Consider the following 26,510-nt stretch of genomic DNA (forward strand, 5'->3'; position numbering starts at 1 on the left):
GTATAAGAGACAGGGCCGGTGCCCGTCATCCCCGGCCGGTCGCCGGGGGCACCCGTTCGTCGGACGTCCACAGTGGAATCGGGTCGTACGCGCGCACGTCGTGCGCGGGCACCACGTGCACGCGGTCGGCCAGGGCGATGACCCGCAGGAGGCCGTCGCGCACCCGCTCCGGCTGGACGTCCGCGAGCACCCGCAGCAGCCGCGGTCGCTCCGCCCGGAGGGTCACGCCCTCCATCTGCCAGGTCAGGTCGCCGATGAACGCGAACCGGCGGCCGTCGGGGAGGGCGACGAAGACCACGACGGAGCCGTCCGTGTGGCCGCCCGCCTCCACGATGACCACCGAACCGTCGCCGTGGACGTCGTGGCTGCTCGGGAAGCCGAGGTACGGCGGTCCGTCGAACGCGTAGCGGTGGATCTCGCGGTGGCGTGAGACGTCCCGGAACACGGCCGCGTCCTTGGCGCGGTCGACGTACCGGCCTTCGGCGTCGTTCAGCCAGATCGGGACGTCGAGGTCCTGCACGCCGCTGACGTGGTCCCAGTGGGCGTGGGTGATCACGACGCCCCGCAGCCGCGCCAGGTCGTAGTCCCGCGCCGCCAACTGGTCCCGGACCGTGGCGCCCAGCTCGTGCGGGGAGCGGCGGTAGGACGGCATGGTCGCGATGTGCTCGTCGACGTTCGCGCCGAACCCGGCGTCGATCAGCAGGTCGCCCGCCGGGTGCTGGACGAGCACGGCGGTGGCCGCGAACTTCCGCAGGTCGCCGAACGACCCGCCGCGGTACGCCAGGACGGCCCGGTTCTCGTACGTGCCGGTCGGGAGCTGGTGGATCGCCATCTCGGCCGGTGGTGACGCGTCCGGCAGGGGATCCGTCCACGGCGGCGGTGCGGGGAGCGGCGAGGGTCGGAACGAGCGGACCGCGAGGAGCACGGCGCCGACGCCCGCGAGCACCGCGGCGGTCCAGAGGGAGGTCATGGTGTGTCGTGCCCTTCCGAGAGCTTGCTGGTCGCCTCCTCAGTGGACTCCGGTCGCGCGCCGGGGTCCAACACCTGATCGGACCTGCCGATACCGTCCCGGTATGGTCGCTGCTCGGTGTGCCAGGCGGTGAACGCGGCGGTCATCGCGACGATCCAGGCGGCGCCGAGGGCGTAGCCCGCCAGCACGTCGGAGACGTAGTGGACGGACAGCGCGATCCTGGACAGGCCGATGCCGAGCACCACCGCCGCGGCCGCCGTAGTGGCGACCCGGCGCCACACGGGGGTCAGGCCGTTCCAGAACAGCAGGAGCAGCAGGGAGAACGAGACGACGGCCGATTGGGCGTGGCCGCTGGGGAAGCTGAGACCCGAGGCGTGGGCGACGGGGTCGGTGACGATCGGGCGGGCTCGGTGGACGAGGGTCTTGACGATCTCGTTGAGCACCGCGCCGCCCACCTCGGTGACGGCGGTGAACGCGGCCAGCCGGAACTGGCGCCGGTGCAGCAGCCACCCGGTGATCACCGCGAACACGACGAGGTACACGGGCGCGGAGCCCAGGGTGCTCAACGCCTTCATGACGGTGGTGAAGGCGGTGTGGTCCAGGGCGAACCGGTGCAGGTCGTCCCTGGCGCCCTCGTCGACCGCCTGGAGCGGTGGCCACCGGCCCTGGACGAAGACCAGCAGGAGGCCGAAGGGGACCGCGACTAGTGCCAGGGACACGAGCGCCAACGCGGACCTGGCGCCCGCGGTCGCGGTCGGGTTCACCACGGGCGAACCGCTCCTCCGACGATCTCGGCGTGCCCGTCGGCGGAGGCGAGGCGGTTGGTCGGCAGCGCGGTGAGGGGGATTGTGGCCACGTTGTCGACGATGTCGGGGCATCGTTAAAGCACGATGAGAGATCTTCGGGGTTTTGGATGAGAACCCGAGGGGGCGACCCGCGTGGTGACGATCGCGGAGCGCCGGATCCGGCGGCGCGGAGGGCCTGATCGCCGACCCCGGTCGTACCTCCCCGGTCGTAGGCGGCGGGCGTGGGCGTACCACCGTGGATGTGGATGGGTGGTTCCGCGCCGCCGTGGCAGCTCGCCGCACCTACGCTGGCCTCGTGGAAGCCGTCGAGAGGTCCCTGGTGCCGCCGTGGGCGGACGTGGTGCTGGCGGCCGCGACCCTGGTGGCGGTGGCCTGGTGGGGGTGGGGGCACCTCGACGTGCTCGGGTGGGTCGTGGCCGGGTTGTGCAGCGTCGCGCTGTGCTTCCGCCGCCGCTTCCCGGTGGCGGTGGCCGTCGTGACGTTGGCCGCGTGCGTCGTCTACTACCCGGCGAGCGAGGTCGACGCGGTGGTGTGGCCCGCGCTGGTGATCGCCCTCTACACGGTCGCGGCCAACGCGCAGCTCGTCACGGTGGTGGTGTTGACCGCGGTGGCGCTGCTCGCGTTCGCGTTCCTCGGGCACGGCCACGAGATGCCGAACCTGGACCTGGCCGCGCCGTTCCTGCTGGCCGGGTGGTTCGTCGCGGCGGGAGCGGTCGGCGCGGTGGTGTACAACCGGCGGGCGTACCTGCGGGAGGTGCTGGAGCGGCGGGACGAGGAGTTCCGGTCGCAGGCGGCCGAGGAGCGGCTGCGCATCGCCCGCGAGCTGCACGACGTGCTGGGGCACAACATCTCGCTGATCAACGTGCAGGCGAGCGCGACCCTGCACCGGCTGGCGGACCGGCCGGAGGCGGCGGAGGCCGCGCTGGTGGCCATCAAGGACGCGAGCAAGGAAGCGCTGCGCGAGCTGCGGACCACGTTGGGCCTGCTGCGCCAGGCCGACGAACTCGCGCCGGTGGCCCCCGCGCCGGACCTCGACCGGGTGGCGGAACTGGCGGAGGTCGCGCGGGCGACCGGGCTCGCCGTCACCGTGCGGATCGAGGGCGACCCGCGGCCCGTGCCGCCCGAGGTGGGGCTGGCCGGGTTCCGCATCGTGCAGGAGAGCCTGACCAACGTGACGCGGCACGCCGCCGCCTCGGCGGTGGTGATCACGCTTCGCTACGGTGCCGAGGACGTGGGCGTGGTGGTCGACGACGACGGGCGGGGCGACGTGGGACGGGCTCGGGGGCAGGGCAGCGGGCTGCACGGCATGGCGGAGCGCGCCAAGGCGCTGGGCGGCGACCTGGTCGCCGCGGGCGGCCCGGACGGCGGGTTCCGGGTGACCGCACGACTTCCGCTGGAGCGCGGGTGATCCGCGTCCTGCTGGTCGACGACCAGACGCTCGTGCGGGCCGGGTTCCGGTCCATCCTGGACGGTGAGGCCGACATCCAGGTCGTGGCCGAGGCCGCGAACGGCGCCGACGCCGTGCGCCTGACCCGTGAACTCCGGCCGGACGTCGTGCTGATGGACATCCGGATGCCGGAGGTCGACGGCCTGGAGGCGACCCGCCAGGTGTGCGCCGACCCGCGGCTGTCCGGGGTGAAGGTCGTCATCCTGACGACGTTCGACCTGGACGACTACGTGTACGGGGCGCTGCGGGCGGGGGCGAGCGGGTTCCTGCTCAAGGACACCGAACCGAGCGAGATGATCAACGGCGTCCGGGTCGTCGCGCGCGGCGACGCGCTGCTCGCGCCGTCGGTGACCCGGAGGCTGATCGCGGACGTCGTGTCGCGCGGCAGGCGGCCGGAACCGAGTCCACGCCTGAACGTCCTCACCGCCCGCGAACGCGAGATCATCGCCGTGGTCGCGGAAGGACTGTCCAACGACGAGATCGCCGCCCGGCTCGTCCTCAGCCCGGCCACGGTGAAGACCCACGTCAGCCGGATCATGACCAAGCTCGACGCCCGCGACCGCGCCCAGCTCGTGGTGCTGTCCTACGAGTCCGGTGTGGTCACTCCGGGGTGGCTGTCCTAGGGGGTACGGCACCGGCGTCGGGTACCCCGGCGGATGTACCCCCGGTGCCCCCACCGGCCTGACGACCGGGACGCCACCTCCCACCCACCATTCCCGGTGTGGACGCAGACACCCTCGACCTGGCCCGTGCGCAGTTCGCGCTCACGGCGGCCACCCACTTCCTGTTCGTCGGCCTGACCCTCGGGCTGGCCACCCTCGTGACCTACGCGCAGACGCGAGCGACGCTGTCCCGCAGCCCGGTGCACGAGCGGATGGTGCGCTTCTGGGGACAGCTCTACGTCGTCAACTACGCCGTCGGCATCGTCACCGGGCTCGTGATGGAGTTCCAGCTCGGCCTGAACTGGGGCGGGCTCGGCCACTTCGCGGGCAACGTCTTCGGGTCGTCGCTCGCGCTGGAGACGCTGACCGCGTTCTTCGTGGAGTCGACGTTCCTCGGCCTGTGGATCTTCGGCTGGGGACGGCTCAACCGGTGGGCGCACCTGGCGACCATCTGGGTCGTCACGCTCACCGGCTACGCCTCGGCGTACTGGATCATGGTGTCCAACGGGTTCCTCCAGCACCCGGTGGGCTCGCAGGTCGTGGACGGCGTCCTCAAGCTCACCGACGCGGCGGCCGTGCTGACCAACCCGAGCGCCGTCGTGGCGTTCGGCCACGTCCTGGGCGGCTCGCTCGTCACCGGCGGCCTGGTGATGGCGGGGGTGAGCGCGTACCACCTGCGGCGCGAGGCGTCCGAGTTCTTCCAGCGCTCGCTGCGCCTCGGACTCGTCACCGCGCTGATCGCCTTGCCGGTCACGGTCTACCTGGGCAGCCTGCACTTCGGCGTCATCGACGACACCCAGCCGCTCAAGGGCGCGGTCTTCGACGGCGACCTGGCGAAGATCACCCAGCTGCAAGGCGAGGCGGTCGGCCGGTTCGGCCCCGGCGACTACGCGCCGTCGGCGTTCTGGGCCAACGCGGGCATCGTGATGATGGCGTGCTGGGTGGCCATGGTCGTCGTCGTCCTGGTCGGGCTGACCACGCGAGGTAGGGCCACGGCCCGCAAGCGGCTCCTCGTTGTGCTGGCGGGGATCCCGTTGCCGTTCGTCGCCCTCGTCGCGGGATGGGTGTTCCGCGAGTCCGGCCGCCAGCCGTGGGTGGTCTACGGGCTGCTGCGGACCCGCGACGCCGTCTCCGACCTCACGCCGCTCGCGATGAGGACGTCCCTGATCACGTTCACCGCCCTGTTCGCCGCGCTCGCGGTCGTCAACTACTGGCTGCTGGCCCGGTACGCCCGGCGCGGTCCGGACAGCGTCGCCCTCGGGCCGCCGGTGGACGACCACGAGCCCGTTCCCGCACCGACTTTCTGAGGAGGAGACGTGGACATCGTCGCCGTCGCCGTGCTCGGCTTCTTCGCGTTGGGCTACCTGGTGCTGGGCGGGTCCGACATCGGGACCGGCATGGTCCTGCCCCTGCTCGCCCGCGACTCCCGTGAGCGCAGGCTCGTCGTCACCGCCATCGCCCCGTTCTTCCTCGGCAACGAGGTGTGGCTGGTCGCCACCGTGGGCGTCCTCGCGGGCGCGTTCCCGGCGTTGGAGAGCGCGTTGCTGCACGAGTACTTCGCCCCGTTCGTCGTGCTGCTGGTGGGGTGGGTGGTGCGGGACACGGGGTTGTGGTTGCGCGGTCGAGTGGACGGCCACCGGTGGCGCGCGTCCTGCGACACGGCGATCGTCGCGGGCAGTTGGGCCGTGGCGCTGAGCTGGGGCGTGATCTTCACGGACGTGCTGGTGGGCTCGTCCGCCGGACCGATCGGCGCGCTCGTGGTCGCCGCCCTGTTCGGCGCGCACGGCCTGGCCTTCGCCTCCGTCCGGTTGACCGGGCCGCCGCGGGACCGCGTCCGGCGGCTCGCGGGCCCGGTCGGTGAAGGGCCGCTGCTGGCGCTGACGTCGGCGGGGCTCGTGGTGCTCGGCCTGTTCGTCGGCCTCCGGCTCGCGCCCGCGTCGCTCGTCGCCGACCACGCCACGCTGGCCTTCCTGCTGCCACCGCTCGTGCTCGCCACCCCGGTGCTGCTGGCCCCGCAGGCGTGGGTGTGGTGGACGTTCCGGCACCGCGTCGTGAAGCCGGCCTACCTGTGAGCGCCCGCGAACTGCCGCGCCGCGTCCTCGTGCTGCTGGTGGTGTTCGCCGCCGCCCACGGCGGACTGGTGATCGTGCAGGCCAGGCTGCTCGCCGAGGCGATCGCCCACCTCGATCCGGTGCCGCTGCTGTGGTTCGCCCTCGCGGTCGGCGGGCGCGCCGCGCTCACGGGAGTGACCGAGTCCGTTGCCCGGCGGGCGGCAGCGGACGTGAAGGAGGCGTTGCGGGGGCGGCTGGTGGAGCGGTCGGACGGGCAGCGGGACGGCGGCCGGTTCAGCACCCTGCTGGGCACCGGGCTGGACGCGCTCGACGCCTCGCTCGCCGGGTACGTGCCGCAGCTGGCGCGCGCGGCGGTCGTGCCCGTGCTCGTCCTCGCGCAGCTGGCGTTCACCGACCCCACCTCCGCGGTGATCGTCCTGATGACGGTGCCGCTGCTGCCGGTCTTCGGCGTCCTCATCGGACTACGCACCCGTGACGCGACGGCGGCGAGGTGGGCGCGGCTCCAACACCTGGGCGGGCACTTCCGCGACGTCCTCGCGGGCCTGTCGACGTTGCGCGCGTTCGACCGCACCGCCCACCAGTCGCGGGTGATCCGCGAGGTGGCGGACCGGCACCGTCGGGCGACCGCGGCGGCGCTGCGGATCGCGTTCCTGTCCGGCCTGGTGCTCGAGGTGGTGTCGTCGCTGTCGGTCGCGCTGGTCGCCGTGCCGGTCGGGCTGCGGCTGCTCGACGGTCGGGTGGACCTCACGACGGCGCTGGTCGTCCTGCTGCTCACCCCGGAGGTGTTCGGGCCGATCCGGGCCCTCGGCACCCGGTTCCACGCAGGCGCCGACGGCACGGCCGCCCTGGAGCAGGCCCGGACGGCGCTGGCCGAACCGCCGCGCCACCCGGTGGGCGTGCGGGAACCCCGGTGGCCGGGGGAGATCCGCGTCGAGGACGTGACCGTGCGGTTCCCCGGCCGGGACCGGCCAGCGCTCGACGGCGTGACCCTGACCGTCCGCCCCGGCGAGCGGGTCGCGGTCGTCGGTCCGAGCGGCGCGGGCAAGTCCACGCTCCTGCGCGTGCTGCTCGGCCTGGTCGTCCCCGACCACGGCCGGGTGCTCGTCGACGGCGTCGACCTGCGCGCCGTGGACCTCGCCGCGTGGCGACGGCGGCTCGCGTGGCTGCCGCAGCACCCGCACCTGTTCGCGGGCACCGTCGCCGACAACATCCGCCTCGGCGCGCCCGACGCTTCGCGGGCCGCGATCCGCACGGCGGCACGGGCGGCGCACGCCGACTTCCTCGCCGACCTGCCCTCCGGCTACGACACCCCGCTCGGCGACCGGGGGACCGGCCTGTCGGCGGGACAGCGCCAACGCGTCGCCCTGGCACGGGCCTACCTGCGCGACGCGCCCGTGGTGCTGCTCGACGAACCGACCGCCCGGCTGGACCTGGGCAGCGAGGAGCACGTGGTGGCGGCCGCGACCGCGTTGCTCGAAGGGCGCACCGCCGTGCTGGTGGCGCACCGCCCGGCGCTGCTGGCCGTCGCCGACCGCGTGGTCGTGCTCGCGGACGGTCGGGTCCGATGAAGCGGGCCGTCCTCTTCGCGGTCTTGGCCGAACTCTGCGCCGTGGGCCTGACCGCGGCGGCCGCGTGGCTGATCACCCGCGCCGCCCAGCAGCCGTCGATCGCCGCGCTCGGCCTCGCGATCGTCGCCGTGCGCGGGTTCGCGCTGTGCCGGGGCGCGTTCCGCTACGTGGAGCGGCTGACCGGTCACGACGCCGCGCTGCGCGCCACCGCCGCCCGGCGCGGCACGCTGTTCGACGCGCTCGTGCGGCAACGGGCGACCTACCGCGACGGCGACCTGCTGACCAGGCTCGTCACCGACACGGAGGCCGTCCAGGACCTGCTGATCCGCTGCTTGCTGCCCGCGGCCACGGCGGTCGCCGTCAGCGCCGCCACGATCACGGTGTCCGTCGTCCTGCTGCCCGCCACGGCACCTGTCCTGGCCGCGGGGCTGGTCCTGGGCGGGGTGCTGCTGCCCGCCGTGGCCGCGTGGACCGCCCGCGGGTCCGCCGTGGCCGAGGCACGGGCGCGGCTCGCGTCCGCCGCGCTCGACCTCGTCGACGGTGCGGACGACCTGGCCGTGTTCGGGGCCGTGGACGCGGCCCGTGACCGGGCTCGGGGCCACGCCGCCGACCTGGCCGCCGCCGAACGGTCGGTCGCCCTGGTCAGCGGTCTCACGGCGGCGGCCGGGGTGCTCGTCCAGGGCCTGACCGCGGCGGCGGTGGTCCTGGTGACGGTGCGGTCGGGTGCGGACTTTGTGCTCGTCGCGGTGCTCGGCCTGACCGCGGCGGCGGCCGTGGACGCCGTGCTGCCACTGGTCGAGGCCGCTCGACGACTGGTGGACCTCCGCCCCGCCACGGCCAGGACCCGTGCCGTGCTGGCCGCGCCGGACGCCGTGACGACGGCGACCCGCCCTGGGCCGATCTCCTTGCGCGGCGTTCGGGTGGTCTACGACCGGCCCGCTGTGGACGGCGTCGACCTGGACATCGCCGAGGGCCGGTCTGTGGCCGTCGTCGGAGCCAGCGGCGCGGGCAAGAGCACGCTGCTGCACGTCCTCGCCGGCCTCACCGCGCCCCACGAGGGCACCGCCGCCCTGCCGCCGTCCCGCGCGCTGACCCAGGACGCGCACGTGTTCCGCACCTCGATCCGCGCCAACCTCACCCTCGCCCGTCCGGACGCGACGGACACCCAGATCGCCGAGGCGCTGCGCCTCGCGGGCTGGCACGAGCCGTCGTGGGACATCGACAGCGACGGGCAACTGTCCGGCGGCCAACGCCAGCGGCTCCTGCTGGCACGGGCCCTGCTCGCCGACCCGCCGGTGCTGCTCCTCGACGAACCCGTGGAGGGCCTGGAGACCGACCTGGCCGACGCGGTGCTGTCCGGCGTCCTCGCCGCCCGAGCGGGCCGCACCACGATCGTCGTGACCCACCGCCTCGCCCCGCTGCACCTGGTGGACGAGGTGCTGGTCCTGGACGAGGGCCGCGTCGTCGACCGCGGCCCCCACCGGGTGCTCGTCGACCGCCCCGGCCCGTACCGGGACCTCTGGCTGTCGGAGGTCCTGTCAGAGGGCCAGTGCCGCGCGGTACACGAACGCGGGCGGCAGGTTGCCCCACACCACCGGACTCCGCTCCACGACGGCGAACCTGCTCCGCAGTGACGCGGCGAAGCGGCGGGCCGGTGGCGTCCACGCGGTGTGGGCGTAGGCGAACGTGGTGAAGCGCCCGTCCGGCGCCAGCGCGGACGTCACCGCGTCGAGGATCCGGTCCTGCTTGGCCGCGGGCATCGCCGTCCACGGCAGACCGGACACCACGGCGTCGACCGGCGCCGTGACGTGGTCGGCGAGCGCTTCCGCCGAGCCCTCGACGACGGTCGCCCGCGGGAATCGGGCGCGCAGCGGTGCGGCCAGACGCGGGTTGATCTCCACCGCGACCAGGTCCGCGCCGGGGGAGAGCAGGGCGAGGACGGCTTCGGTGAACACGCCGGTGCCGGGACCGAGTTCGACGACGCGGCGCGCGCCCTCCAAGCCCAGGCCCGCCGTCATCGCCTTGGCGAGTCGGGGCGAGCTGGCGGCGACGGCTCCGGTGAGCAGCGGGTGGCGGAGGAATTCCGCGGTGATCGACATGACCGCGACGCTAGGAACGGCCGGGGTAACCGCGAATCCTCCCGACCGGCTCGCCGCGTCCTCCCACGGGAGGACCCGAGCCCTACCGCGGGACGACGCACCGGGCGGAGTCCCCGCACTACCGTCGCGGCATGAGGCGGTTGGTGGTGTGGGCGCGCGGGCACCGGTGGACGGCGGACCTCCCGCTGTACGCCGTTTTCGCCGTGGTGACCCCGGATCTGGTCGGCGACGGCCCGTGGACGGTCCAGGTGGTCCCGGTGCTGGTGCTGCTGCCGCTCCTGGTCCGCCGCCACGTCCCGCGCACGGCGGCGGCGCTGATCGTCGCGGGCGCGGCCGTGACGTACTCCCGCGAGGTGTGGGCGCACGATCGCGGACGGGCCGAACTGGCGCTGGCGGTCGTGGTGTTCACCCTCGTGAAGCGCGGCGACCGGAGGTTCGCCGCGCTCGTCGTCGGCTGTGTCGTGGGGCTCGACGTGGTGTGGGCGGTCGCCTGGGGGCCCGCCGACCAGCTCGCGGCAGTGGTCGTCGTCAGCAAGCTGTCCCTGCACCTGGCGGCGTGGGCGTTCGGGGAGTTCTTCCACGCCAAGGAACTGCTCGTCGCCGAGGAGCGCAGGCGGGCCGCTCTGGAGGTCTCCGAGCACCGGGCGCTGGCCAGGGCGGCGGTCGCCGAGGAGCGCACGCGGATCGCCCGCGAGCTGCACGACGTGCTGGCGCACAGCGTGAGCGTCATCGTGCTCAACGCCGAGGGGGCGAAGCTCGCCCGTGATCCCGCCGCCGTCGTCCGGACCCTCGACACGATCGGCCGGGTCGGCCGGGACGCGCTCGCCGACCTGCGGCGGCTGCTGGGGGTCCTGCACGCGGGCGAGGACGGCCGCGGTCCACAACCGACGGTCGCCGGGTTGCGTGACCTGGTCGACCGGGTCGGCCGCCCGGTCCGGCTCGACGTGGTCGGCGACGGCGACGGCCTGCCCGCGAGCGCCGCGCTGCACGCGTACCGGATCGTCCAGGAGGCGTTGACCAACATGGTCAAGCACGCGCCCGCCGACGCGACCGGCCGGGTGGCCGTCGCCTTCGGGACGCGCGAGATCCGCGTCGAGGTGACGAACACCGGCGTGCCCGGCGCACCGGCGGCGGTGCTGCCGTCGTCGGGGCGCGGGCTGGCCGGGATGCGGCAGCGGGTCGACATGTACCGCGGGACCCTGGAGGCCGGGTCGTTGCCGGGCGGCGGGTACCGCGTGTGCGCGACGCTGCCGGTCGGGGAGTCCGCGTGACCGTCCGGGTGCTGCTGTGCGACGACCAGGAGCTGGTGCGCGTCGGACTGCGGATGATCATCGAGAGCCAGGAGGACCTGGTCGTCGCTGGCGAGGCCGCGAACGGCTCGGAGGCGGTCGCCGCGGCGCGCGAGCTGCGGCCGGACCTGGTGCTGATGGACGTGCGGATGCCCGTGCTCGACGGGGTGGCGGCGACCGAGCGGATCTGCGCCGAGCTGCCGGACGTGCGGGTGCTGATGATCACGACGTTCGACCTGGACGAGCACGCCTACGCCGCGATGCGCGCCGGTGCCAGCGGGTTCCTGGTGAAGGACGCGCCGTCGGAGGAGATGCTGGTGGCGGTGCGCGGGGTGCTGCGCGGTGACGCGATGGTGTCGCCGTCGGTCACGCGGAGACTGCTCGACCGCTACCTGGCCGGTGGCCGGGTAGCGGTCGACGTCACGAGGCTCGACGTGCTGACCGAGCGCGAGAAGGACGTGCTCGGGCTGATCGCGCGGGGGAGGTCCAACCGGGAGATCGCCGTGTCGTTGCACATCGGCGAGACCACGGTGAAGACCCACGTGCGAAGGGTGTTGGGCAAGCTCGGGCTGCGCGACCGGGTCCACGCCGTGGTGTTCGCCTACGAGGTCGGCCTGGTGCGCGCGGGGGGCTAGGCGGTGAGGACGCCGGAGCCGAGCAGGGCGAACAGCAGGACGCCGATGATGATCCGGTAGATCACGAAGGCGTTGAAGGTGTGGTTGGCGACGAACTTGAGCAGCCACGCGATGGAGGCGTAGGCGACGACGAACGAGACGATGGTGCCGACGACCAGGGGAGCGGCGTCCACGCCCGCGCCGAGGGCGTCCTTGAGCTCGTAGAGGCCCGCGCCGGTCAGGGCGGGGATGCCCAGGAAGAACGACAGGCGGGTGGCGGCGACCCGGTCCAGGTCGAGGATCAGGCCGGTGGACATGGTCGCGCCCGAGCGGGAGAAACCGGGGAACAGCAGGGCGAGGATCTGCGAGGAGCCGACGAGCATGGCGTCCTTGAGGGTGGTGTCGGCTTCGCCGCGGGTGCGCTTGCCGATCCGGTCCGCCGCCCACATCAGGCCGCTGCCGATGATCAGCGACCCGGCCACGACCCACAACGAGGCGAGGGTGCCCTCGATGAGGGGCTTGGCCGCGAGGCCCACCACGACGATCGGGATCGTCGCGAAGATGACCCACCAGGCGAACTTGTAGTCGTGGTGCACGCGCTGCTCGCGGTTGGCCAGACCCCGGCCCCACGCGCCGACGATGCGGACGATGTCCTTGAAGAAGTACACCAGCACGGCGGCGATGGCCCCGACCTGGATGACGGCGGTGAAGGCGACGACGGCCTTGTCGTCGACCGGGATGTCCATCAGGCCCTCGGTGATCTTGAGGTGGCCGGTGGAGGACACGGGGAGGAACTCCGTCACCCCCTCCACCACGCCCAGGACGACGGCCTGTCCGATGCTGATCGCGCTCACGTGCGCTGCCTTTCACTGGTGATGACGACGCCGGAGTCCCGGCGTCGGAGCAGAACGACGACGACCGCCGCGACGCTCGTCCAGCAGGCGGCCAGCAGCCACCCGCCCACGACGTCGGTAGGCCAGTGCACGCCGAGGTAGACGCGGCTCACGCCCACCGCCACGGCCCACAGCGCCGCCGCGGCCACCCACCACGACCGCCACCGGCCCCGCGCGGCGACGACGAGCAGGACGGCCACGACCGCGGAGGTGGTGGTGTGGCCGGACGGCATGGCGAACCCGCTCGCGTCCCACGCCCAGTCCGCGCGCGGCGGACGGGGTCGGGCCACGGCGGAGACCAGCAGGGTGCGCGGCAGTTGTGCCGAGAGCAACGCCGCCACGCCGAGCAGGCCTCCGATCCACCGGCGGGCCCGGACGATGACGGCTCCCGCGAACGCTGCCAGAGCGTACGCGGGTGCTCCGCTGCCCGTGACGGTGACCGCGATCGCGACGCGCGAGGCCCACTGGGGCCGGTGGGACAGCACCCAGGCGTGCAGTTCGCCGTCCACCTGGAACGGTGTGCCCGTGGTGCGCCACAGCAGGATCGCGAGCAGCGTCCCGAACACCACCGCGGACAGGACGCGGGGCCACAGGCGTGCGGAGGTGAGCATGGGACATCCCCGGTCGACGTGGGAAGCTTGGGCGGGAGGAGTTATCTTCTATTCGCGAATAGAAGATAACCATAGCCGACGAGGGAGGGCGATCGTGGGAGCCGTCGACCAGCCGTCCGGTCCCGGCGGCAAGCGCCGGGGCAACGGCGACCTGGAAGCCGAGGTGCTGGCCCTGCTGCACGCCTCCGGCCGCCCCCTCACGCCCGGCGAGGTCGTCGAACGCCTCAGCACGGCCCTCGCCCACACCACCGTGGCCACCACACTGGCCCGCCTGCACGGCCGGGGCGTGCTGTCCCGCGAACCGGTCGGCCGCGGCTACGCCTACACGCCGGTCACCGACGAGTCGGGGCTGACCGCGAAGCACATGCACCAGGTACTGGCGGGCGGCCCCGACCGCGAGACGGTGCTGGCGCGATTCGTGAGCGACCTGTCCGATGAGGACGAACTGCTCCTGCGCCGCCTGCTCGCGTCCGAGGACTAACCCCCGGCGTCGTCCTGGGCCGGAAGCGGGACGCGGAAAGTGGTCGGCGCGATGCCCGCGAGGAGAGCAGCCCGCCGCTCTTCTTGCCGCCTGCTCGTGTCCGAGGGCTAGCGCGGGTCGTCGTCCCGCGTCGGGAGCAGGACGCGGAAGGTCGTCGGCGTGGTGCCCGCGAACAGAGTCTGTCGGGCTCCGCGCCGCCTGTCGGCCTGAGGAGTGAAGCGGGTCGTCATCCTGCGTGGATCAGGAGTCGGAAGGTGGTTGGTGTGGTGCCTGCGAGCACTAGCGTGCCGCTCTCTGAGCCGGCTGCTCGCGTTCGAGGGCTAGCGCTCGGCGTTGTCTTGCGTTGGGAGCAGGATCCGGAAGGTGGTCGGCCCGGTGTCCGCGAGCAGTAGCCTGCCGCCCTCCGCCTCGATCAACGACCTCGCCAGCGCCAGCCCGATCCCGTGACCGGTCGCGCCTTCCGTGCGGCGGACGAACAGGTCCGTGCCCTCCGGCGGCCCCGGACCCTCGTCCACCACCTCCAGCACCAGGCCGCCCGCGACGCCCTCGCGCGCCGAGACCGTGACGGCCCCCGCGCCGTGGACGGTGGCGTTGTCGAGCAGCACGTCGAGCGCGTGTCGCACCGCGGCGGCCGACGCGAGCGTGGCGGGGGCGTCCGGCGCGACCACGACCCGCAGCGGTCGTCCCACCCGCGCGAGGTCGCCGTGCCGCCGTTCCCGCACCCCGGCCACGAGGTCGACCGCCGCCACCGGGTCGCGGTCGCGGGGCACGTCGCGCGCCAGTGCGAGCAGGTCGGCGACCGTCCGGTCCAGGCGGTCGACGGTCTCCAGCGCGGCTGCGGGCGACCCGGCCGCCTCCAGTTGCAGGCGCAGCCCGGCCAACGGCGTCCGGAGCTGGTGCGAGGCGTCGGCCGAGAACGTGCGCTCCCGGTCCACCAGCGCCCCCAGCCTGGCCGCGGTGCGGTCGAGGGACGCGCCGACGTCGTCGATCTCGGCGATCCCGCCGGGCCGGGCGCGCACGGTGAAGTCGCCGTCGCCCAGTCGTCCCGCCGCGGTCGACAGGTCCTCCAGCGGGCGGGCCAGCCGCCGGGCCTGCGCACGAGCCAGCAGCCACGTCACGGTCAGCGCCACCGCCGCCAGCCCGGCCATCGACGCCCACGCCACCAGGGTGCGCGTGGTCACGACACCGGCTGGCGACGCGCTGCGAACGAGGCCGAGCAGGTGGTCGTTGTCCGCGATCGGCACGACCACCACCAGGTCCGGCCCGTCGGAGACGGTCACGATGTCCGGGGACGCCGTGACCGACGGCGGCCCGTCCCCGGTGAGCAGGGCGCCTTCTGCGGTGTAGACGGCCAGGTGGGTGCCGGGTTCGGCGGCGGGCAGCTCCACCGGGTCGCCCGCGGACGCGAGGTCGCCCGCCACCGCGATGGCCGTGCGGTCGGCCAGCCGTTCCAGCTCGCCCACCTCGTCGCCGCGGAAGGCGAAGGAGACGCCGAGTGCCAGCGGGACGCCGAACAGCGTGATCGCCAGGACCGCGGCGAGCATGGCCACGGCCACGATCCGCTTGCGCATGACGGCCAGTGTGCCCGCCGCGGGGGACTTCTTGCCCTCCGCTAACCCTGACGAGGGACAGCGCTAACCGGGCCCGTCCTAGCGTCGGGTCCATGATCCCCTGGCGTCGCGCGCTCCCCGCCGCGTTCCTCCTGCTGGCCGTGACGGCCTGCTCCTCCGGCACCCCCACCGGCACCACCGCGGAGGACAACCCGGTGGGCGACATCCCGGACAACCAGGCGTTCGTCCCCTTCACCCCGACCGGCGGGCTGTTCACCGTGTCCGTCCCGGAGGGCTGGAGCCGCTCGGGCGACGGCGCCGACGTGACCTTCACCGACAAGCTCACCAGCATCCACGTCGAGCAGCGGGCCGCCGCCTCGGCCCCCACGGTCGCCTCGGTCCGCGACACCGTGCTGCCCGGCCTCCGCTCGTCGGCCAAGGGCTTCCAGGAGGACACGGTCAAGGCCGCCACGCGCAAGGCGGGCGACGTCGTCGTGCTCACCTACCACGCCGACTCCGCGCCCGACCCGGTCACCGGCAAGTCCGTGGCGCAGGACCTCGAGCGCTACGAGTACTTCCACAGTGGACAGTCCGTTGTGCTCACGTTCGCCGCGCCGAAGGGCTCCGACAACGTCGACCCGTGGCGGACCGTCACCGACTCGCTCAGCTGGTCGAAGTGACCGCGCTCGACGCCCGGTCGCTCTACCGGTTCTTCCACACCGGCGACGAGGAGACCCTTGCGCTGCAAGGGGTGTCGCTCAGCGTCGACGCGGGGGAGTTCGTCGTGGTCACCGGGCCTTCCGGCTCGGGCAAGTCGACGTTGCTGGCCTGTCTCGCGGGCGTCGACGAACCGGACGGCGGGACGGTCCGGGTCGCGGGCGAGCGGCTGAGCCACCGCCCCGAACCCGAGCGGGCCCGGATGCGCGCCCGCCACATCGGCGTGGTGTTCCAGTCCGGGAACCTGCTCGACCACCTGACCGTCCGGCAGAACGTGCGGCTGGTCCGGAGCCTCGCCCGGTCCCGCACGCCGATCGCGTCGGTGCTGGAGTCCGCGGGCATCGCCCACCGCGCCGACGCCCTGCCGCGCACGCTGTCCGGCGGGGAGAGCGCGCGGGCCGCGCTCGCGGTGGCGACGGCGGGCTCGCAGACCGTGCTGCTGGCCGACGAGCCCACCGGCGAACTCGACGGCGACACCGAGGAACTGGTGCTGCGCCTGCTGCGCGGGCTCGCCGACGCGGGCGGCGCGGTCCTGGTCGCCAGCCACAGCTCCGGGGTCGCCCGCGCCGCCGACCGGGTGGTCGAGCTGCTCGACGGTCGGGTGGTCGCGTGAGCGAGCCGCTGGTGTCGTGCCGGTCGGTGGCCCGCACGTTCGGCGCCGGGCACACGGCCGTGGTCGCCGTGCACGGGGTGGACTGCGACGTCGACCTCGGCGCGCGCATCGCGATCACCGGCCCGTCCGGGTCGGGCAAGTCGACGCTCGTGCACCTGATGGCGGGCCTGGACACGCCCACCGCGGGCACGCTGACCCGCCGGGGAACGGTCGGGGTGGTGTTCCAGGGCCCGAGCCTGCTGCCCGCGCTCGACGTCGTGGAGAACACGATGACCCCGCTGCTGCTGGAAGGAGTTCCCCCGGTGGACGCCCGCGCCCGAGCCCTGGAAGCGTTGCGGCTGCTCGACCTCGACGACCTCGCGGACCAGCTGCCCGAGGAGCTGTCCGGGGGACAGGCCCAGCGCGTGGCCGTGGCCAGGGTGCTGGCCCAGCGGCCGCGGCTGATCATCGCCGACGAGCCGACCGGCAAGCTCGACCACCGGGCGGCCGACCACGTCGTCTCCGTGCTGCTGCGCACCGCGGACGAGATCGGCGCGGCGCTCGTCGTGAGCACCCACGACCCGTTGGTGGCACGGCACTTCGCCCAGCGGTGGCAGGTCCGCGACGGCGCTCTGCTCACCGGGGGCGACCGGTGACCCGCACCTGGCTGGTCGCCGTCCTGCGCCGCCGGTCCGGCCGCCTGCTCGGAGCCGCCGTCGGCGTCGCCGCGGCCGTCGGGCTGCTCGCGTCGTTGCAGATGTTCCTGGTCACGTCCGAGGCGACCATGACCCAGCGCGCGGCGAGCACCGTCGCGGTCGACTGGCAGGTCCTGCCGCAACCCGGAGCCGACGCCGGGGCCGTCCTCGACGCCACCCGCTCCGCCCCCGGCGTCACCGCCGTCCTGCCGGTCGGGTTCGGCCGCTCCACCGGCCTGTCCGCCACGGTCGCCGACGGCGAGCACACGACCGGCCCCGGCTACGCGCTCGGCGTCCCCACCGGGTACACGTCCACGTTCCCCGGCCAGTTCCGCCTGCTCACCGGCACGGCGAACGGTGTCCTGCTGGCGCAGCAGACCGCGTCGAACCTGCACGCCGTGCCCGGAACCGAGGTGCGGATCGCCCGCGCCGGGCTCGACCCCGTCACCGTGCGGGTCGACGGGATCGTCGAGCTGCCGCAGGCCGACACCCTGTTCCACCGGCCGGGAGCCACCGCGACCGCGCCACCGGACAACGTCCTGCTGCTGCCGGAACCGTTGTGGCACACCACGTTCGACCCGCTCGCGGCGTCCAGGCCGGACCTGGTCGAGACCCAGCTGCACGTGGCCGTGAGCCACGACCTGGCGCCCGACCCGGCGACGGCGTACGTGGACATCACCGCCGCGGCGCACAACCTGGAGGCCAGGACGAGCGGAGGGGCCTTGGTGGACGACCACCTGGGCGCGGTGCTGGACGCGGCCCGCAAGGACGCCGCGTACGCGCGAGCCCTGTTTCTCTTCCTCGGGACGCCCGGCGCGGTGCTCGCGGCACTGGTCACCGCCGCGGTGGTGGCCTCGGGCGCGGGTCGCCGACGTGCTGAACAGGCACTGCTGCGGACGCGCGGCGCGACCTCGGGGCAACTGCTGAGGCTGGCCGCGACCGAGGCCGCGGTGATCGGCGTGCTCGGCGCGGTGCTGGGCACGGCGTTGGCGCTCCTGGTGGGCCACCAGGTGTTCGGCGCGGCGCGGCTCGACCTGGTGACCGCGCTCGTCGCGGTGGTCGCGGGGCTCGGCGTCGCCGCGGCCACCGTCGTGCTGCCCGCCCGCGCCGACCTGCGCCGGTCCACCGTGGCCGCCGCTCGCGCCCCGGTCGGACGGCGGTCACGACCGGGGTGGCTGCGGTTCGGCGTCGACCTGGTGCTGCTCGCCGCCGCGGCCGCGGTGTTCGCCGCGACCACCCGGACCGGGTACGAGCTGGTGCTGGCCCCGGAGGGCGTGCCGAGCATCTCCGTGTCCTACTGGGCGTTCGCCGGTCCGGCGCTGCTCTGGTGCGGCGCCGCGCTGCTGGTGTGGCGGCTGGCGGACCTGCTCCTGGTGCGGGGCCGCCGTCTGGTGGAGGTCTCGGTGCGGCCGATGACCGGTGGCCTCGCCGAGATCGTGGCGGCCACCCTGTCGCGGCAGCGCCGCCCACTGGCGCGGTCGATCGTGCTGCTCGCCCTGACGCTCGCGTTCGCCGCCTCCACGGCGGTGTTCAACGCCACCTACGCCCAGCAGTCCGAAGTGGACGCCCGGCTCACCAACGGCGGTGACGTCACGGTGACCCAGCCGCCGTCCTCGACCGCCGGACCCGAGCTGGCGACCCGGTTCGCGGGCCTGCCGGGCGTGCGGTCGGTCGAACCGGTGCAACACCGGTTCGCCTACGTCGGAGCCGACCTCCAGGACCTCTACGGCGTCCGCGCCGACACCATCGGCGCGGCCACGTCGTTGCAGGACGCCTACTTCGCGGGCGGCACCGCCACCGAGCTGATGGCCCGGCTCCACGCCCAACCGGACGCCCTGCTGGTCAGCGCGGAGACCGTGAAGGACTTCGCCCTGCAACCTGGTGACCACCTGACCCTGCGGTTGCAGAGCCCCACGAGCCCGGACCCGATCGCCGTGCCGTTCAGCTACGTCGGCGTGGCCAAGGAGTTCCCCACCGCGCCCAAGGACAGCTTCCTGGTCGCCAACGCCGACTACGTGGCCAGGATGACCGGCAGCAAGGCCGTCGGCTCGTTCCTGGTCGACACCGGCGGCCAGGACGTCGAGGCCATCGCCGCCCGCGTGCGCGCCGAACTCGGCCCCACCGCCGCGGTGACCGACATCGCCTCGACCCGCCGGGTCGTCGGGTCGTCGTTGACCGCGGTCGACCTCGACGGCCTCACGCGGGTGGAACTGGTGTTCGCGTTCGCGCTGGCCGTCGCCGCCGGAGGCCTGGTGCTCGCACTGGGCCTGGCGGAACGCCGTCGCAGCGCCGCCATCGTCACGGCGCTCGGCTGCACCCCGAGGAGGCTGCGCGGGATCGTGCTCGCCGAGGCCTCGGTGCTGGCGGTGCCGGGCCTGCTCGCCGGGGCGGTGCTCGGGTTCGTGTTGTCGTGGCTGCTCGTGCGGGTGCTCGCCGGGGTCTTCGACCCACCGCCCGCCGCGCTCGCCGTCCCGTGGGGCTACCTCGCGGCACTGGGCCTCGGCGCGCTCGCCGCGCTGTTGGGCACGGCCGTCTGGGCGGCCTCGGCCGCCCGCCGCCCCGCGGTGGAGGTGCTGCGCGAGCTCTAGGGGTCGAGCCGGTAGCCGTGGCCGCGCAGGGTGACGATCGTCGGTGTCCTCACCGGACGGTCCGAGTCCCGCGCGGCCTCGGCGATCCGCTTGCGCAGCGCCGCCACGTGCACGTCGAGCGTCTTCGTCGACCCGAACCAGTGCTCGTCCCACACGTCGGAGATCAACGCCTCCCGGCTCACCGCGACCCCCGGCTCGGCGGCCAGCCGCGCGAGCAGGTCGAACTCCTTGGCGCGCAACGGGAACTCCCGACCCGCCACCGTGCACCGCCGCGCCGCCCCGTCCACGACCAGGTCGCCGATGGCCCGCACGGGCTCGGCGCGGTGCCCGCCGCGGCGCAGGTGCGCGCCGACCCGCGCGAGCAACTCGCCCAACCGCACCGGTTTCGCCAGGTAGTCGTCCGCGCCCGCCTCCAGACCGACGACGACGTCCATCTCCTCGGCGCGGGCGGTGACCATCACCAGCACGCAGCCCGGCAGCAGCCCGCGCACCTCCCGGCACACGTCCACGCCGTCGACGTCGGGCAACCCCAGGTCCAGCAGCACCAGGTCGAACGGCCCGCGCCGCGCGGCCTTCACCGCGCCCCGCCCGGTCCGCTCCCACCGCACGTCGTGCCCCTGCCCGGCCAACCCGGCCCGCAGCGCCCCGCCGATGGTCTCGTCGTCCTCGACGACCAGCAGCACCGCCATCTCAGCGCGGGGCCGTCATCGGGCGCGGGGGAGCTCGACGACGGCGAGGTAGAAGCCCTCGATCTTGCCGATCGCCTTCACGAACGCGTCCAGGTCCACCGGTTTGGTCACGTACGCGTTGGCGTGCAGGTGGTAGCTCGCGGCGATGTCGGCCTCGGCCTCGGAGGTGGTCAGCACCACGACCGGGATCGGCCGCAACCGCGGATCGGCCTTGATGTGCGAGAGGACCTCCCGCCCGTCCATCAGGGGCAGGTTCAGGTCCAGCAGGATGAGGTCGGGCAAGGGCGCCCGCGCGTGCGGCTCCTCCTGCCGCAGGAACCGCAAGGCCTCGACCCCGTCCCGGACGACGTGCAGCGTGTTGCGCACCTTCGCGTTCTCGAACGCCTCACGCGTGAGCAGCTCGTCGCCGGGATCGTCCTCCACCAACAGGATGTCGACGGGTGTGGGGGCGGGATTCCTCATCCTGACGTGCTCCTGTTCCCGGTGGCGGGCGCCGATCGCCGTCCAGTCAATCTACAGGGTTGTAGAACATCGGTGTGCGTGACCTGTCACGGGTCCTCCGACGGCTCGCCGACGGGGGGAGCGGCGCACCCTGGAACACCGTCGGCGGTCCGTCTAACCTGGACTGATGGGGTCTTCGCCGACGGTCACCGAACTGGGTCGGTTCCTGCGCGCGCACCGGGCGTCGATCGATCCCACCGACCGGGGGTTGCCCGCCGGGGGGAGCGGGCGTCGGGTCGCGGGGTTGCGGCGGGAGGAGGTCGCGGTGCTCGCGGGGATCAGCGGCGACTACTACGCGCGGCTGGAGCAGGGGCGTGAGCGGAACCCGTCCGCGCAGGTGTTGGAGGCGATCAGCCGGGTGTTGCTGCTCGACCCGGACGCGCGGGGGCACCTCTACCGGATCGCCGGGTTGACGCCGCTCCCGCCCGCGCTCGGTGTTCGGGACGTGGTGCACCCGTCGTTGCTCGCGCTGCTGGAGTCGTTCCCGGCGTCGGCGGCCTACGTGCTCAGCCCGGTGTTCGACCTGCTGGCCGTCAACCCGGTCGCGGCCGCGTTGCTGTCGCCGTTCGGCGAGCCGGACAACATGCTGCGGGTGCTGTTCCGCCACCCGCAGGCGCCGGTCGTGTTCACCGAGTGGGAGAAGCTCGCCTCGGCCACCGTGCACGCCCTGCGCCTCAACGCCGGGTACTTCCCGGACGACCGGCGGATCCGGGACCTGGTCGCCGAGTTGAGCGGGGAGTCGGCCGACTTCCGGGAACCCGCCGTGCCGGAAACGTTGGAGATCACCACCCTCAGGCCCGCGCCCGGACTGAGCGCCGCCGACTTCGTCGCCGCGAACGCGGACATCGACGAGTACCTCAGGCGGCGGCCGGGGTTCCGGTGGCGGCGGATCGTCGAGGCGGCCGACGGCACGGTCGTCGACGTCGTCGCCTACGACTCGATGGCCGACGCCGAGTCCGGCGCGGCGGGCATCACCGGGGAGATGGCCGGGTCGCCCGTGCACGCGACCATCGACCACGGCACCGTCGACTGGCGGCTCACGACCGTGCTCCACCACGTCGAGTAGCGGCGTCCGGGGCGTTGGCCAGCAGCCAGGGGCGCAGGAGCGGCAGGACGTTCCCGCCGTGCATGGCGCTCATGTGGTCGAGCCCGTCGAGGAGTTCGACGTCCCAGCCCTGGGCGACCAGCTCGGCGCGGTGGCGGGTGAGCGGCGGGGCGATCTCGACCACCGTGTCGCCCCAGCCGGGGCCGTAGGTGATGGCGTCCTCGCTGCCCGCGAACGCGAGGCGGGGCACGGTCACCTCCCGCTGGGCGGTCGTGTCGTCGAAGTCCTGGAGCGCTTCGTAGAGCGTGACGAACTGCGCCGTCACCTGGGCGCCGACGGTGATCCCGGCGGCGTCCCAGTCGCCGGGGGTCACGGGGCCGTCGACGGGTTCCTGTGGAACCAGCGCCTTCTCGTGGGCGGCTCGCGTCACGGCGAGCATCGCCCGGTACGGACCGCCCGCGGGCGGGTAGCCGCCCATCGCCAGGCCCCACAGGCGGTCCGTGTGGAGGGCGAGGTGCAGGCCCGCCAGTGCCAGCCACGAGTAGCCGTAGTAGGCGAAGCGGTCCGCCCCGGCCGCGTCCGCGACGGCGAGCAGGTCGGCGGCGAGGGCGTCCGGCGTCAGCGTCCCGGCCGCCGGGTGCGCCAGGCGGTGGCCCTCGTAGTCGGCGGCGACCACCCGGAACCGGTCGGCGAGACCGTGCACGAGCGTCGCGCCGAGGTCGGGGTCCGCGCCCCACTGGCGCATCCCCTCCGCGGTCGCGGCGTCGTGGGGTGCCGTCCGGACGGGCAGCAGCACCGCTGGTCCGGACCCCTCGACGGTTCCCGCCAGTGTCGTCCCGTCGTGCAGGGTCGCGACGAACTCGGCCATGTCGGCTCCAATGGTCTACGGCGTAAGGTATTAATACTCTACGGTATAAAGAGACGCATGGCGAGGCAGGGCGGGATCGACGACACGGGGCTCCTCCGGCTGCTGTGGAGCCCGGAGCGGCCGACCGGACCGCGTCCGGGGCCGAAGTCGCAGCTCACGCTGGCCGAGATCGTGCGGGCGGGCATCGAGGTCGCCGACGACCGCGACGGTCCGGCGCTGTCGATGCGCTTGGTCGCCGAGCGCCTCGGCCGCACCCCGATGGCGCTGTACTCCTATGTGGACGGGAAGGACACGCTGCTGCGGTTGATGTACGACGCCGCTCATGCGGAGTTCGCGCCGCGGGGCGACGAGGTCCAGGGGTGGGCGGAGGCGTTGACCGACCTGTACGCGAGCCACCACTGGCTGGCCGACCTCTCGTGGTCGCGCCCGGTGCTCGGCCCGCACGAGCAGGAGGTCCTCGAAGCACTGCTCCGGCGGCTGCGACCGCTTGACCTGCTCCCGCCGTGGGACGGGGCGGTCGCCTCGGCGCTGCTGGCGCTGTGCCGCAACGCGGGCCGCCTGATCGCCGACGCCCGGCACGCCGAGCGGGCCACCGGGAAGAGCGACGAGCAGTGGTGGGGCGAGCAGTCGACGGCGATGGCCGAGGTCGTGCCCGACTTCGCCCTGCGGTTCCCGCTGAGCGTGCGCACCACGGCCGCCGTTCCGGACGAGGAGCCCGACAGCTCGCGGGGCTATGTGGAACGCGCCGCCCGCGCGCGGCTCGGGCAGGCGGTGCGCCTCCTCCTCGACGGCGCTTCGGTCGCCCCGCGCCCGTAGCCGGTGGTCGCTTTCCTGTCCGGTCGGGCGGATTGCGCCGGTTATCGCGGAGGGGCTATTCGGTGCGGAGCCGTCAGGATTGGTTCCCGACGAACATGAAGTCGATTCGGCTTGCCTTCCTGGGCGGCGGGACGAACGTGCGGGCGCGTATCCTGCCTTTCCGCGAGGGTGACCGTACGCGCCGTTAGGCACACGCTGCGTGCCCTGCTTCGATCGATTTCCTGTCGATTCGTGCCGAGGCTGGAATAATGGCACGGGCGACCCTGTTTTCCGCATTTTTCGGCCGGCGTCGGACATTCATTTGCCGTTCCGATTGAGCTGACTCCGGACGGACTACGCGCTTTCCGCCGTTGGAACCCATGAATTCATATTCCACGGCCAGGGTGTTCCGCAGCCGCGAACGGTCTGGTACACCAATCGGGCAAAGGCCTGTTCAGGCCCTGCGAGACGTCTTCTCGAACCTGGGGGTGCGCGGACGTCGCAGGCGCGGTTTCCGCGTACGTGATCAGAACCCGTGCCGCCGTAGCGGCACGGGTGGGGGAAGTGCCGTGTCGACGCACGTCGACCTGGCGTGCGCACGGTGCTGCTGACGACGTCGTGAGGAGATCAAAAGGGGGATAGTGCGTTGCGCGTTCACTTCACTGCTGAGGATCTGGCGCGATTACGGATGGTGACCAGTCTGGGGCCGGTCGCCGAGAGTGTTTTCGCCCTCGACCTGTACGGGCGACAGGGGACGGCCCACTTCAGGGACTGGAGGAAGGGGGTGCGTGAGCGGCTCGGGGACCGGGCCGGTGACGCCGAGAAGTGGTCGAGGTCGGTCGTTCCGCTCGCGAGTTCGCTCTGGTTGCTGGAGCGGCAGAACGAGCTGGCCGCCCTGGACGACCAGGCGAGGCAGCACGCCGCGAAAGCGGTGTTCGACTTCTGCCAGGTCGCCGTCGTGCCGTACTGGCACCGGGTGCGGCGGCACCTGACGCTGACGCGGGACACCTGGGGGCGGATCGAGATCGCCAACGGCGTGCAGGGGCTGCTGGCGAACCTGCACCCGCAGCTGCACTGGGACCTGCCCGTGCTGGAGGTGCCGGGAGAACCCGACCGCGACGTGTACCTCGACGGCCGGGGGTTCGTCCTCGCGCTGTCGTTGTTCCTGCACGGCAAGAGCTGCGTGGTGCTCGACCGGGAACGGGAGACGGGGCTGCCCGCCCTGATCGTCTCGGTGCCGATCGACGCCGCCGCCGCGACCGAGCTGTGGGGCGTCGGCGGATCGGGTGACCAGGCGCTCAGCGCGCTGGTCGGGCACACCCGCGCGGCGGCGCTGCGGGCGCTCGCCGACGGCTGCACCACCGGTGAGCTGTCGGAGCGGCTGGGCATCTGCCTCGCGGGCGCTAGCAAGCACGCGACCGTGCTGCGCAAGGCGGGACTCGTGACCACCGCCCGCAACCGCAACACCGCGCTGCACGTGCTCACACCGCTGGGGCTGGCCCTGCTCGAAAGCCGAGGGGCAGCCACCGAACTCACCGAACTGTGCGCCTGATGGAGGGGAGAGCCATGAGCACCAACCCGTTCGACGACCCCGACGGCCGGTACCTCGTTCTCGTCAACGACGAAGGCCAGCACTCCCTGTGGCCCGCCTTCGTCGAGGTGCCCGAGGGGTGGACGGTCTCGCTCGCGGAGACCGACCGCCCGTCGGCACTGCGGCACGTCGACGAGCACTGGACCGACATGCGGCCCAAGAGCCTCGTCGACGCGATGGAGGGCGAGGGGTAGCCGTGCGGGCTGTGACGATGACCGACGACGACGTCAAGGCCGTGCAAGCCCTGGTGACCGAGCTGTCGGACCGCTTCGGCACGGTGGAGTCCGCGGAGTTCCAGCGCGAGTCCAGGACGTGCGCCGACGAGCTGCCCAGGTCGTTGCGCCTCGCGGTGAACGACTTCCGGCTCGCCGAGGAGTCCGGCCTGTTCGTGCTGTCCGGGCTGCCCGTGCGCGACGAGGAGTTGGGGCCGACGCCCTCGCAGTGGAAGGACAAGCGGACGAGCACGTCCACGTCGGCGCACGACTTCGCGTTCTTCCTGGTGGCGTGCCTGCTCGGGGAGCCGATCGGGTGGGCGACCCAGCAGGACGGCCGGATCATGCACGACATCTTCCCCATGGCCGAGCACGCGCACGAGCAGATCGGCTGGGGCAGCGGTGAACTGCTCGCGTGGCACACGGAGGACGCGTACCACCCGATGCGCACCGACTACCTGGGGCTGATGTGCCTGCGCAACCCGGACGGGGTGGAGACCACGGTCGCCGACATCGCCGACGCCGAGCTCGACGAGCCGACGAGGGCGATGCTGTTCGAGGAGCGGTTCCTCATCCTCCCGGACGACTCCCACCGCTCGGCCAACCAGGTCGGCGCGGCGGGGGGCGACCCCCGCGTGGAGCGGCTGCGGCAGCGCAGCCGGGAGCGGGTGGACAGCGCGCTGGCGTCACCGCGGCCGGTCGCGGTGCTGTTCGGCAGTCCGGATTCCCCTTACGTGCGGGTGGATCCGTTCTACATGCGCGACCTGCACGACGGTCCGGAGCAGGCCGCGCTGGACAAGCTCGGGGCGGCCGTCGACGCGGCGATGACGGGGGTCGCGTTGCGGCCCGGTGACATCTGCTTCATCGACAACTATCGGATGGTGCACGGGCGCAAGCCGTTCCGCGCCCGGTTCGACGGCACCGACCGGTGGCTGCGCCGGTTGAACATCGCTCGGGACCTGCGGAAGTCGCGCGCGCTGCGGCTGTCCGCCGCGTCGCGGGTGATCTTCTGATCCGAGTGGCCGGTGGGGCGCCGCGCGGTGTCGGACGAATTGGGTGCCGGCCCCCCCGCGCGCCCCAACCAAACGGGCGGGGGGGGACCCCCCGGGCGAGCGCACACGCCCCCCCCCCCGGGGGGGGGCAGGTGGCCAAACC

General features: G+C 73.5%; 27 protein-coding genes. 18 read left to right on the forward strand and 9 right to left on the reverse strand.

Features of this window, described 5'->3' with window-relative positions:
* Positions 1-25 precede the first annotated feature (25 nt).
* A complete protein-coding gene (locus ACFWW9_RS27485; RefSeq protein WP_390383775.1) occupies positions 26-970 on the reverse strand; it encodes an MBL fold metallo-hydrolase in 945 nt (314 codons plus the stop codon).
* Positions 967-1,737 (reverse strand): phosphatase PAP2 family protein, encoded by a 771-nt coding sequence (locus tag ACFWW9_RS27490; protein ID WP_390383777.1) that lies wholly within the window; start codon positions 1,735-1,737, stop codon positions 967-969. Before ACFWW9_RS27490 ends, ACFWW9_RS27485 begins: the two co-directional genes overlap by 4 nt.
* 334 nt (positions 1,738-2,071) lie before the next feature.
* Here ACFWW9_RS27490 and ACFWW9_RS27495 point away from each other — a divergent pair, with 334 nt between their 5' ends.
* From ACFWW9_RS27495 to cydC, 6 genes are all read left to right on the forward strand, one after another.
* Complete coding sequence (locus ACFWW9_RS27495; RefSeq protein WP_390383779.1) at positions 2,072-3,184, forward strand: sensor histidine kinase; 1,113 nt, start codon at positions 2,072-2,074, stop codon at positions 3,182-3,184.
* On the forward strand, positions 3,181-3,846 hold the full coding sequence (locus ACFWW9_RS27500) for a response regulator (protein WP_390383791.1): 666 nt from the start codon (positions 3,181-3,183) through the stop codon (positions 3,844-3,846). Before ACFWW9_RS27495 ends, ACFWW9_RS27500 begins: the two co-directional genes overlap by 4 nt.
* Before the next feature lie 98 nt (positions 3,847-3,944).
* On the forward strand, positions 3,945-5,192 hold the full coding sequence (locus tag ACFWW9_RS27505; RefSeq protein WP_390383792.1) for a cytochrome ubiquinol oxidase subunit I: 1,248 nt from the start codon (positions 3,945-3,947) through the stop codon (positions 5,190-5,192).
* A gap of 9 nt (positions 5,193-5,201) precedes the next feature.
* Complete coding sequence (locus ACFWW9_RS27510) at positions 5,202-5,957, forward strand: cytochrome d ubiquinol oxidase subunit II (RefSeq protein ID WP_390383794.1); 756 nt, start codon at positions 5,202-5,204, stop codon at positions 5,955-5,957.
* Positions 5,954-7,525 (forward strand): thiol reductant ABC exporter subunit CydD, encoded by a 1,572-nt coding sequence (gene cydD, locus ACFWW9_RS27515; protein ID WP_390383796.1) that lies wholly within the window; start codon positions 5,954-5,956, stop codon positions 7,523-7,525. The genes ACFWW9_RS27510 and cydD overlap by 4 nt, the downstream gene beginning before the upstream one ends.
* Positions 7,522-9,159 carry a thiol reductant ABC exporter subunit CydC gene (gene cydC, locus ACFWW9_RS27520; RefSeq protein ID WP_390383799.1) on the forward strand — a complete coding sequence of 546 codons (1,638 nt, stop codon included), beginning with the start codon at positions 7,522-7,524 and terminating at the stop codon, positions 9,157-9,159. Before cydD ends, cydC begins: the two co-directional genes overlap by 4 nt.
* On the opposite strand, the gene ACFWW9_RS27525 is transcribed toward cydC, so the two are convergent.
* Complete coding sequence (locus ACFWW9_RS27525) at positions 9,064-9,624, reverse strand: class I SAM-dependent methyltransferase (RefSeq protein ID WP_390383800.1); 561 nt, start codon at positions 9,622-9,624, stop codon at positions 9,064-9,066. The genes cydC and ACFWW9_RS27525 overlap by 96 nt on opposite strands.
* Positions 9,625-9,755: 131 nt before the next feature.
* Between ACFWW9_RS27525 and ACFWW9_RS27530 the strand changes: the two genes are divergently transcribed.
* Positions 9,756-10,895: a sensor histidine kinase gene (locus ACFWW9_RS27530; RefSeq protein WP_390383802.1), complete on the forward strand. Its 1,140-nt coding sequence runs from the start codon at positions 9,756-9,758 to the stop codon at positions 10,893-10,895.
* On the forward strand, positions 10,892-11,548 hold the full coding sequence (locus ACFWW9_RS27535; protein ID WP_390383804.1) for a response regulator: 657 nt from the start codon (positions 10,892-10,894) through the stop codon (positions 11,546-11,548). Before ACFWW9_RS27530 ends, ACFWW9_RS27535 begins: the two co-directional genes overlap by 4 nt.
* Here the strand turns inward: ACFWW9_RS27535 and ACFWW9_RS27540 are convergent.
* Entirely contained in the window at positions 11,545-12,381 is an 837-nt protein-coding gene (locus tag ACFWW9_RS27540) for an undecaprenyl-diphosphate phosphatase (protein ID WP_390383806.1), read from the reverse strand. The genes ACFWW9_RS27535 and ACFWW9_RS27540 overlap by 4 nt on opposite strands.
* Positions 12,378-13,031, reverse strand: coding sequence for a phosphatase PAP2 family protein (locus ACFWW9_RS27545; protein ID WP_390383808.1), 654 nt, complete (start codon positions 13,029-13,031; stop codon positions 12,378-12,380). The genes ACFWW9_RS27540 and ACFWW9_RS27545 overlap by 4 nt, the downstream gene beginning before the upstream one ends.
* Positions 13,032-13,125: 94 nt before the next feature.
* On the opposite strand from ACFWW9_RS27545, the gene ACFWW9_RS27550 reads away from it, so the two are divergent.
* Entirely contained in the window at positions 13,126-13,512 is a 387-nt protein-coding gene (locus ACFWW9_RS27550; RefSeq protein ID WP_390383810.1) for a BlaI/MecI/CopY family transcriptional regulator, read from the forward strand.
* A gap of 320 nt (positions 13,513-13,832) precedes the next feature.
* On the opposite strand, the gene ACFWW9_RS27555 is transcribed toward ACFWW9_RS27550, so the two are convergent.
* The gene (locus tag ACFWW9_RS27555) at positions 13,833-15,083 is read right to left on the reverse strand and encodes an ATP-binding protein (protein WP_390383812.1); all 1,251 of its coding nucleotides are present in this window, start codon (positions 15,081-15,083) and stop codon (positions 13,833-13,835) included.
* Between the two features lie 92 nt (positions 15,084-15,175).
* Between ACFWW9_RS27555 and ACFWW9_RS27560 the strand changes: the two genes are divergently transcribed.
* Genes ACFWW9_RS27560 through ACFWW9_RS27575 form a run of 4 tightly spaced genes read left to right on the forward strand, consistent with a single transcriptional unit; the run spans position 15,176 to position 19,654 of the window.
* On the forward strand, positions 15,176-15,742 hold the full coding sequence (locus ACFWW9_RS27560) for a hypothetical protein (RefSeq protein ID WP_390383814.1): 567 nt from the start codon (positions 15,176-15,178) through the stop codon (positions 15,740-15,742).
* Positions 15,739-16,392 carry an ABC transporter ATP-binding protein gene (locus tag ACFWW9_RS27565; protein WP_390383816.1) on the forward strand — a complete coding sequence of 218 codons (654 nt, stop codon included), beginning with the start codon at positions 15,739-15,741 and terminating at the stop codon, positions 16,390-16,392. Before ACFWW9_RS27560 ends, ACFWW9_RS27565 begins: the two co-directional genes overlap by 4 nt.
* The gene (locus ACFWW9_RS27570) at positions 16,389-17,027 is read left to right on the forward strand and encodes an ABC transporter ATP-binding protein (RefSeq protein WP_390383818.1); all 639 of its coding nucleotides are present in this window, start codon (positions 16,389-16,391) and stop codon (positions 17,025-17,027) included. Before ACFWW9_RS27565 ends, ACFWW9_RS27570 begins: the two co-directional genes overlap by 4 nt.
* Positions 17,024-19,654, forward strand: a complete 2,631-nt coding sequence (locus ACFWW9_RS27575; RefSeq protein WP_390383820.1) for an FtsX-like permease family protein — start codon at positions 17,024-17,026, stop codon at positions 19,652-19,654. Before ACFWW9_RS27570 ends, ACFWW9_RS27575 begins: the two co-directional genes overlap by 4 nt.
* Here the strand turns inward: ACFWW9_RS27575 and ACFWW9_RS27580 are convergent.
* Positions 19,651-20,343 (reverse strand): response regulator transcription factor, encoded by a 693-nt coding sequence (locus ACFWW9_RS27580; RefSeq protein ID WP_390383822.1) that lies wholly within the window; start codon positions 20,341-20,343, stop codon positions 19,651-19,653. The two genes, ACFWW9_RS27575 and ACFWW9_RS27580, sit on opposite strands and share 4 nt — an antisense overlap.
* Before the next feature lie 15 nt (positions 20,344-20,358).
* Complete coding sequence (locus ACFWW9_RS27585; RefSeq protein WP_390383824.1) at positions 20,359-20,805, reverse strand: response regulator; 447 nt, start codon at positions 20,803-20,805, stop codon at positions 20,359-20,361.
* 166 nt (positions 20,806-20,971) lie between these two features.
* Between ACFWW9_RS27585 and ACFWW9_RS27590 the strand changes: the two genes are divergently transcribed.
* A complete protein-coding gene (locus ACFWW9_RS27590) occupies positions 20,972-21,910 on the forward strand; it encodes a helix-turn-helix transcriptional regulator (protein WP_390383826.1) in 939 nt (312 codons plus the stop codon).
* Here the strand turns inward: ACFWW9_RS27590 and ACFWW9_RS27595 are convergent.
* Positions 21,882-22,757: an alpha/beta hydrolase gene (locus ACFWW9_RS27595; RefSeq protein WP_390383828.1), complete on the reverse strand. Its 876-nt coding sequence runs from the start codon at positions 22,755-22,757 to the stop codon at positions 21,882-21,884. The genes ACFWW9_RS27590 and ACFWW9_RS27595 overlap by 29 nt on opposite strands.
* 57 nt (positions 22,758-22,814) lie before the next feature.
* Between ACFWW9_RS27595 and ACFWW9_RS27600 the strand changes: the two genes are divergently transcribed.
* From ACFWW9_RS27600 to gntD, 4 genes are all read left to right on the forward strand, one after another.
* Positions 22,815-23,573, forward strand: a complete 759-nt coding sequence (locus ACFWW9_RS27600) for a TetR/AcrR family transcriptional regulator (protein WP_390383830.1) — start codon at positions 22,815-22,817, stop codon at positions 23,571-23,573.
* 763 nt (positions 23,574-24,336) lie between these two features.
* Complete coding sequence (locus ACFWW9_RS27605; protein ID WP_390383832.1) at positions 24,337-25,104, forward strand: hypothetical protein; 768 nt, start codon at positions 24,337-24,339, stop codon at positions 25,102-25,104.
* Positions 25,105-25,118: 14 nt separating this feature from the next.
* Positions 25,119-25,337 (forward strand): MbtH family protein, encoded by a 219-nt coding sequence (locus ACFWW9_RS27610; RefSeq protein WP_390383834.1) that lies wholly within the window; start codon positions 25,119-25,121, stop codon positions 25,335-25,337.
* A gap of 2 nt (positions 25,338-25,339) precedes the next feature.
* On the forward strand, positions 25,340-26,368 hold the full coding sequence (gene gntD, locus ACFWW9_RS27615) for a guanitoxin biosynthesis L-enduracididine beta-hydroxylase GntD (RefSeq protein WP_390383836.1): 1,029 nt from the start codon (positions 25,340-25,342) through the stop codon (positions 26,366-26,368).
* The last annotated feature ends 142 nt before the right edge of the window (positions 26,369-26,510 follow it).

Source organism: Umezawaea sp. NPDC059074 (assembly GCF_042738955.1).
Taxonomy (GTDB): domain Bacteria; phylum Actinomycetota; class Actinomycetes; order Mycobacteriales; family Pseudonocardiaceae; genus Umezawaea.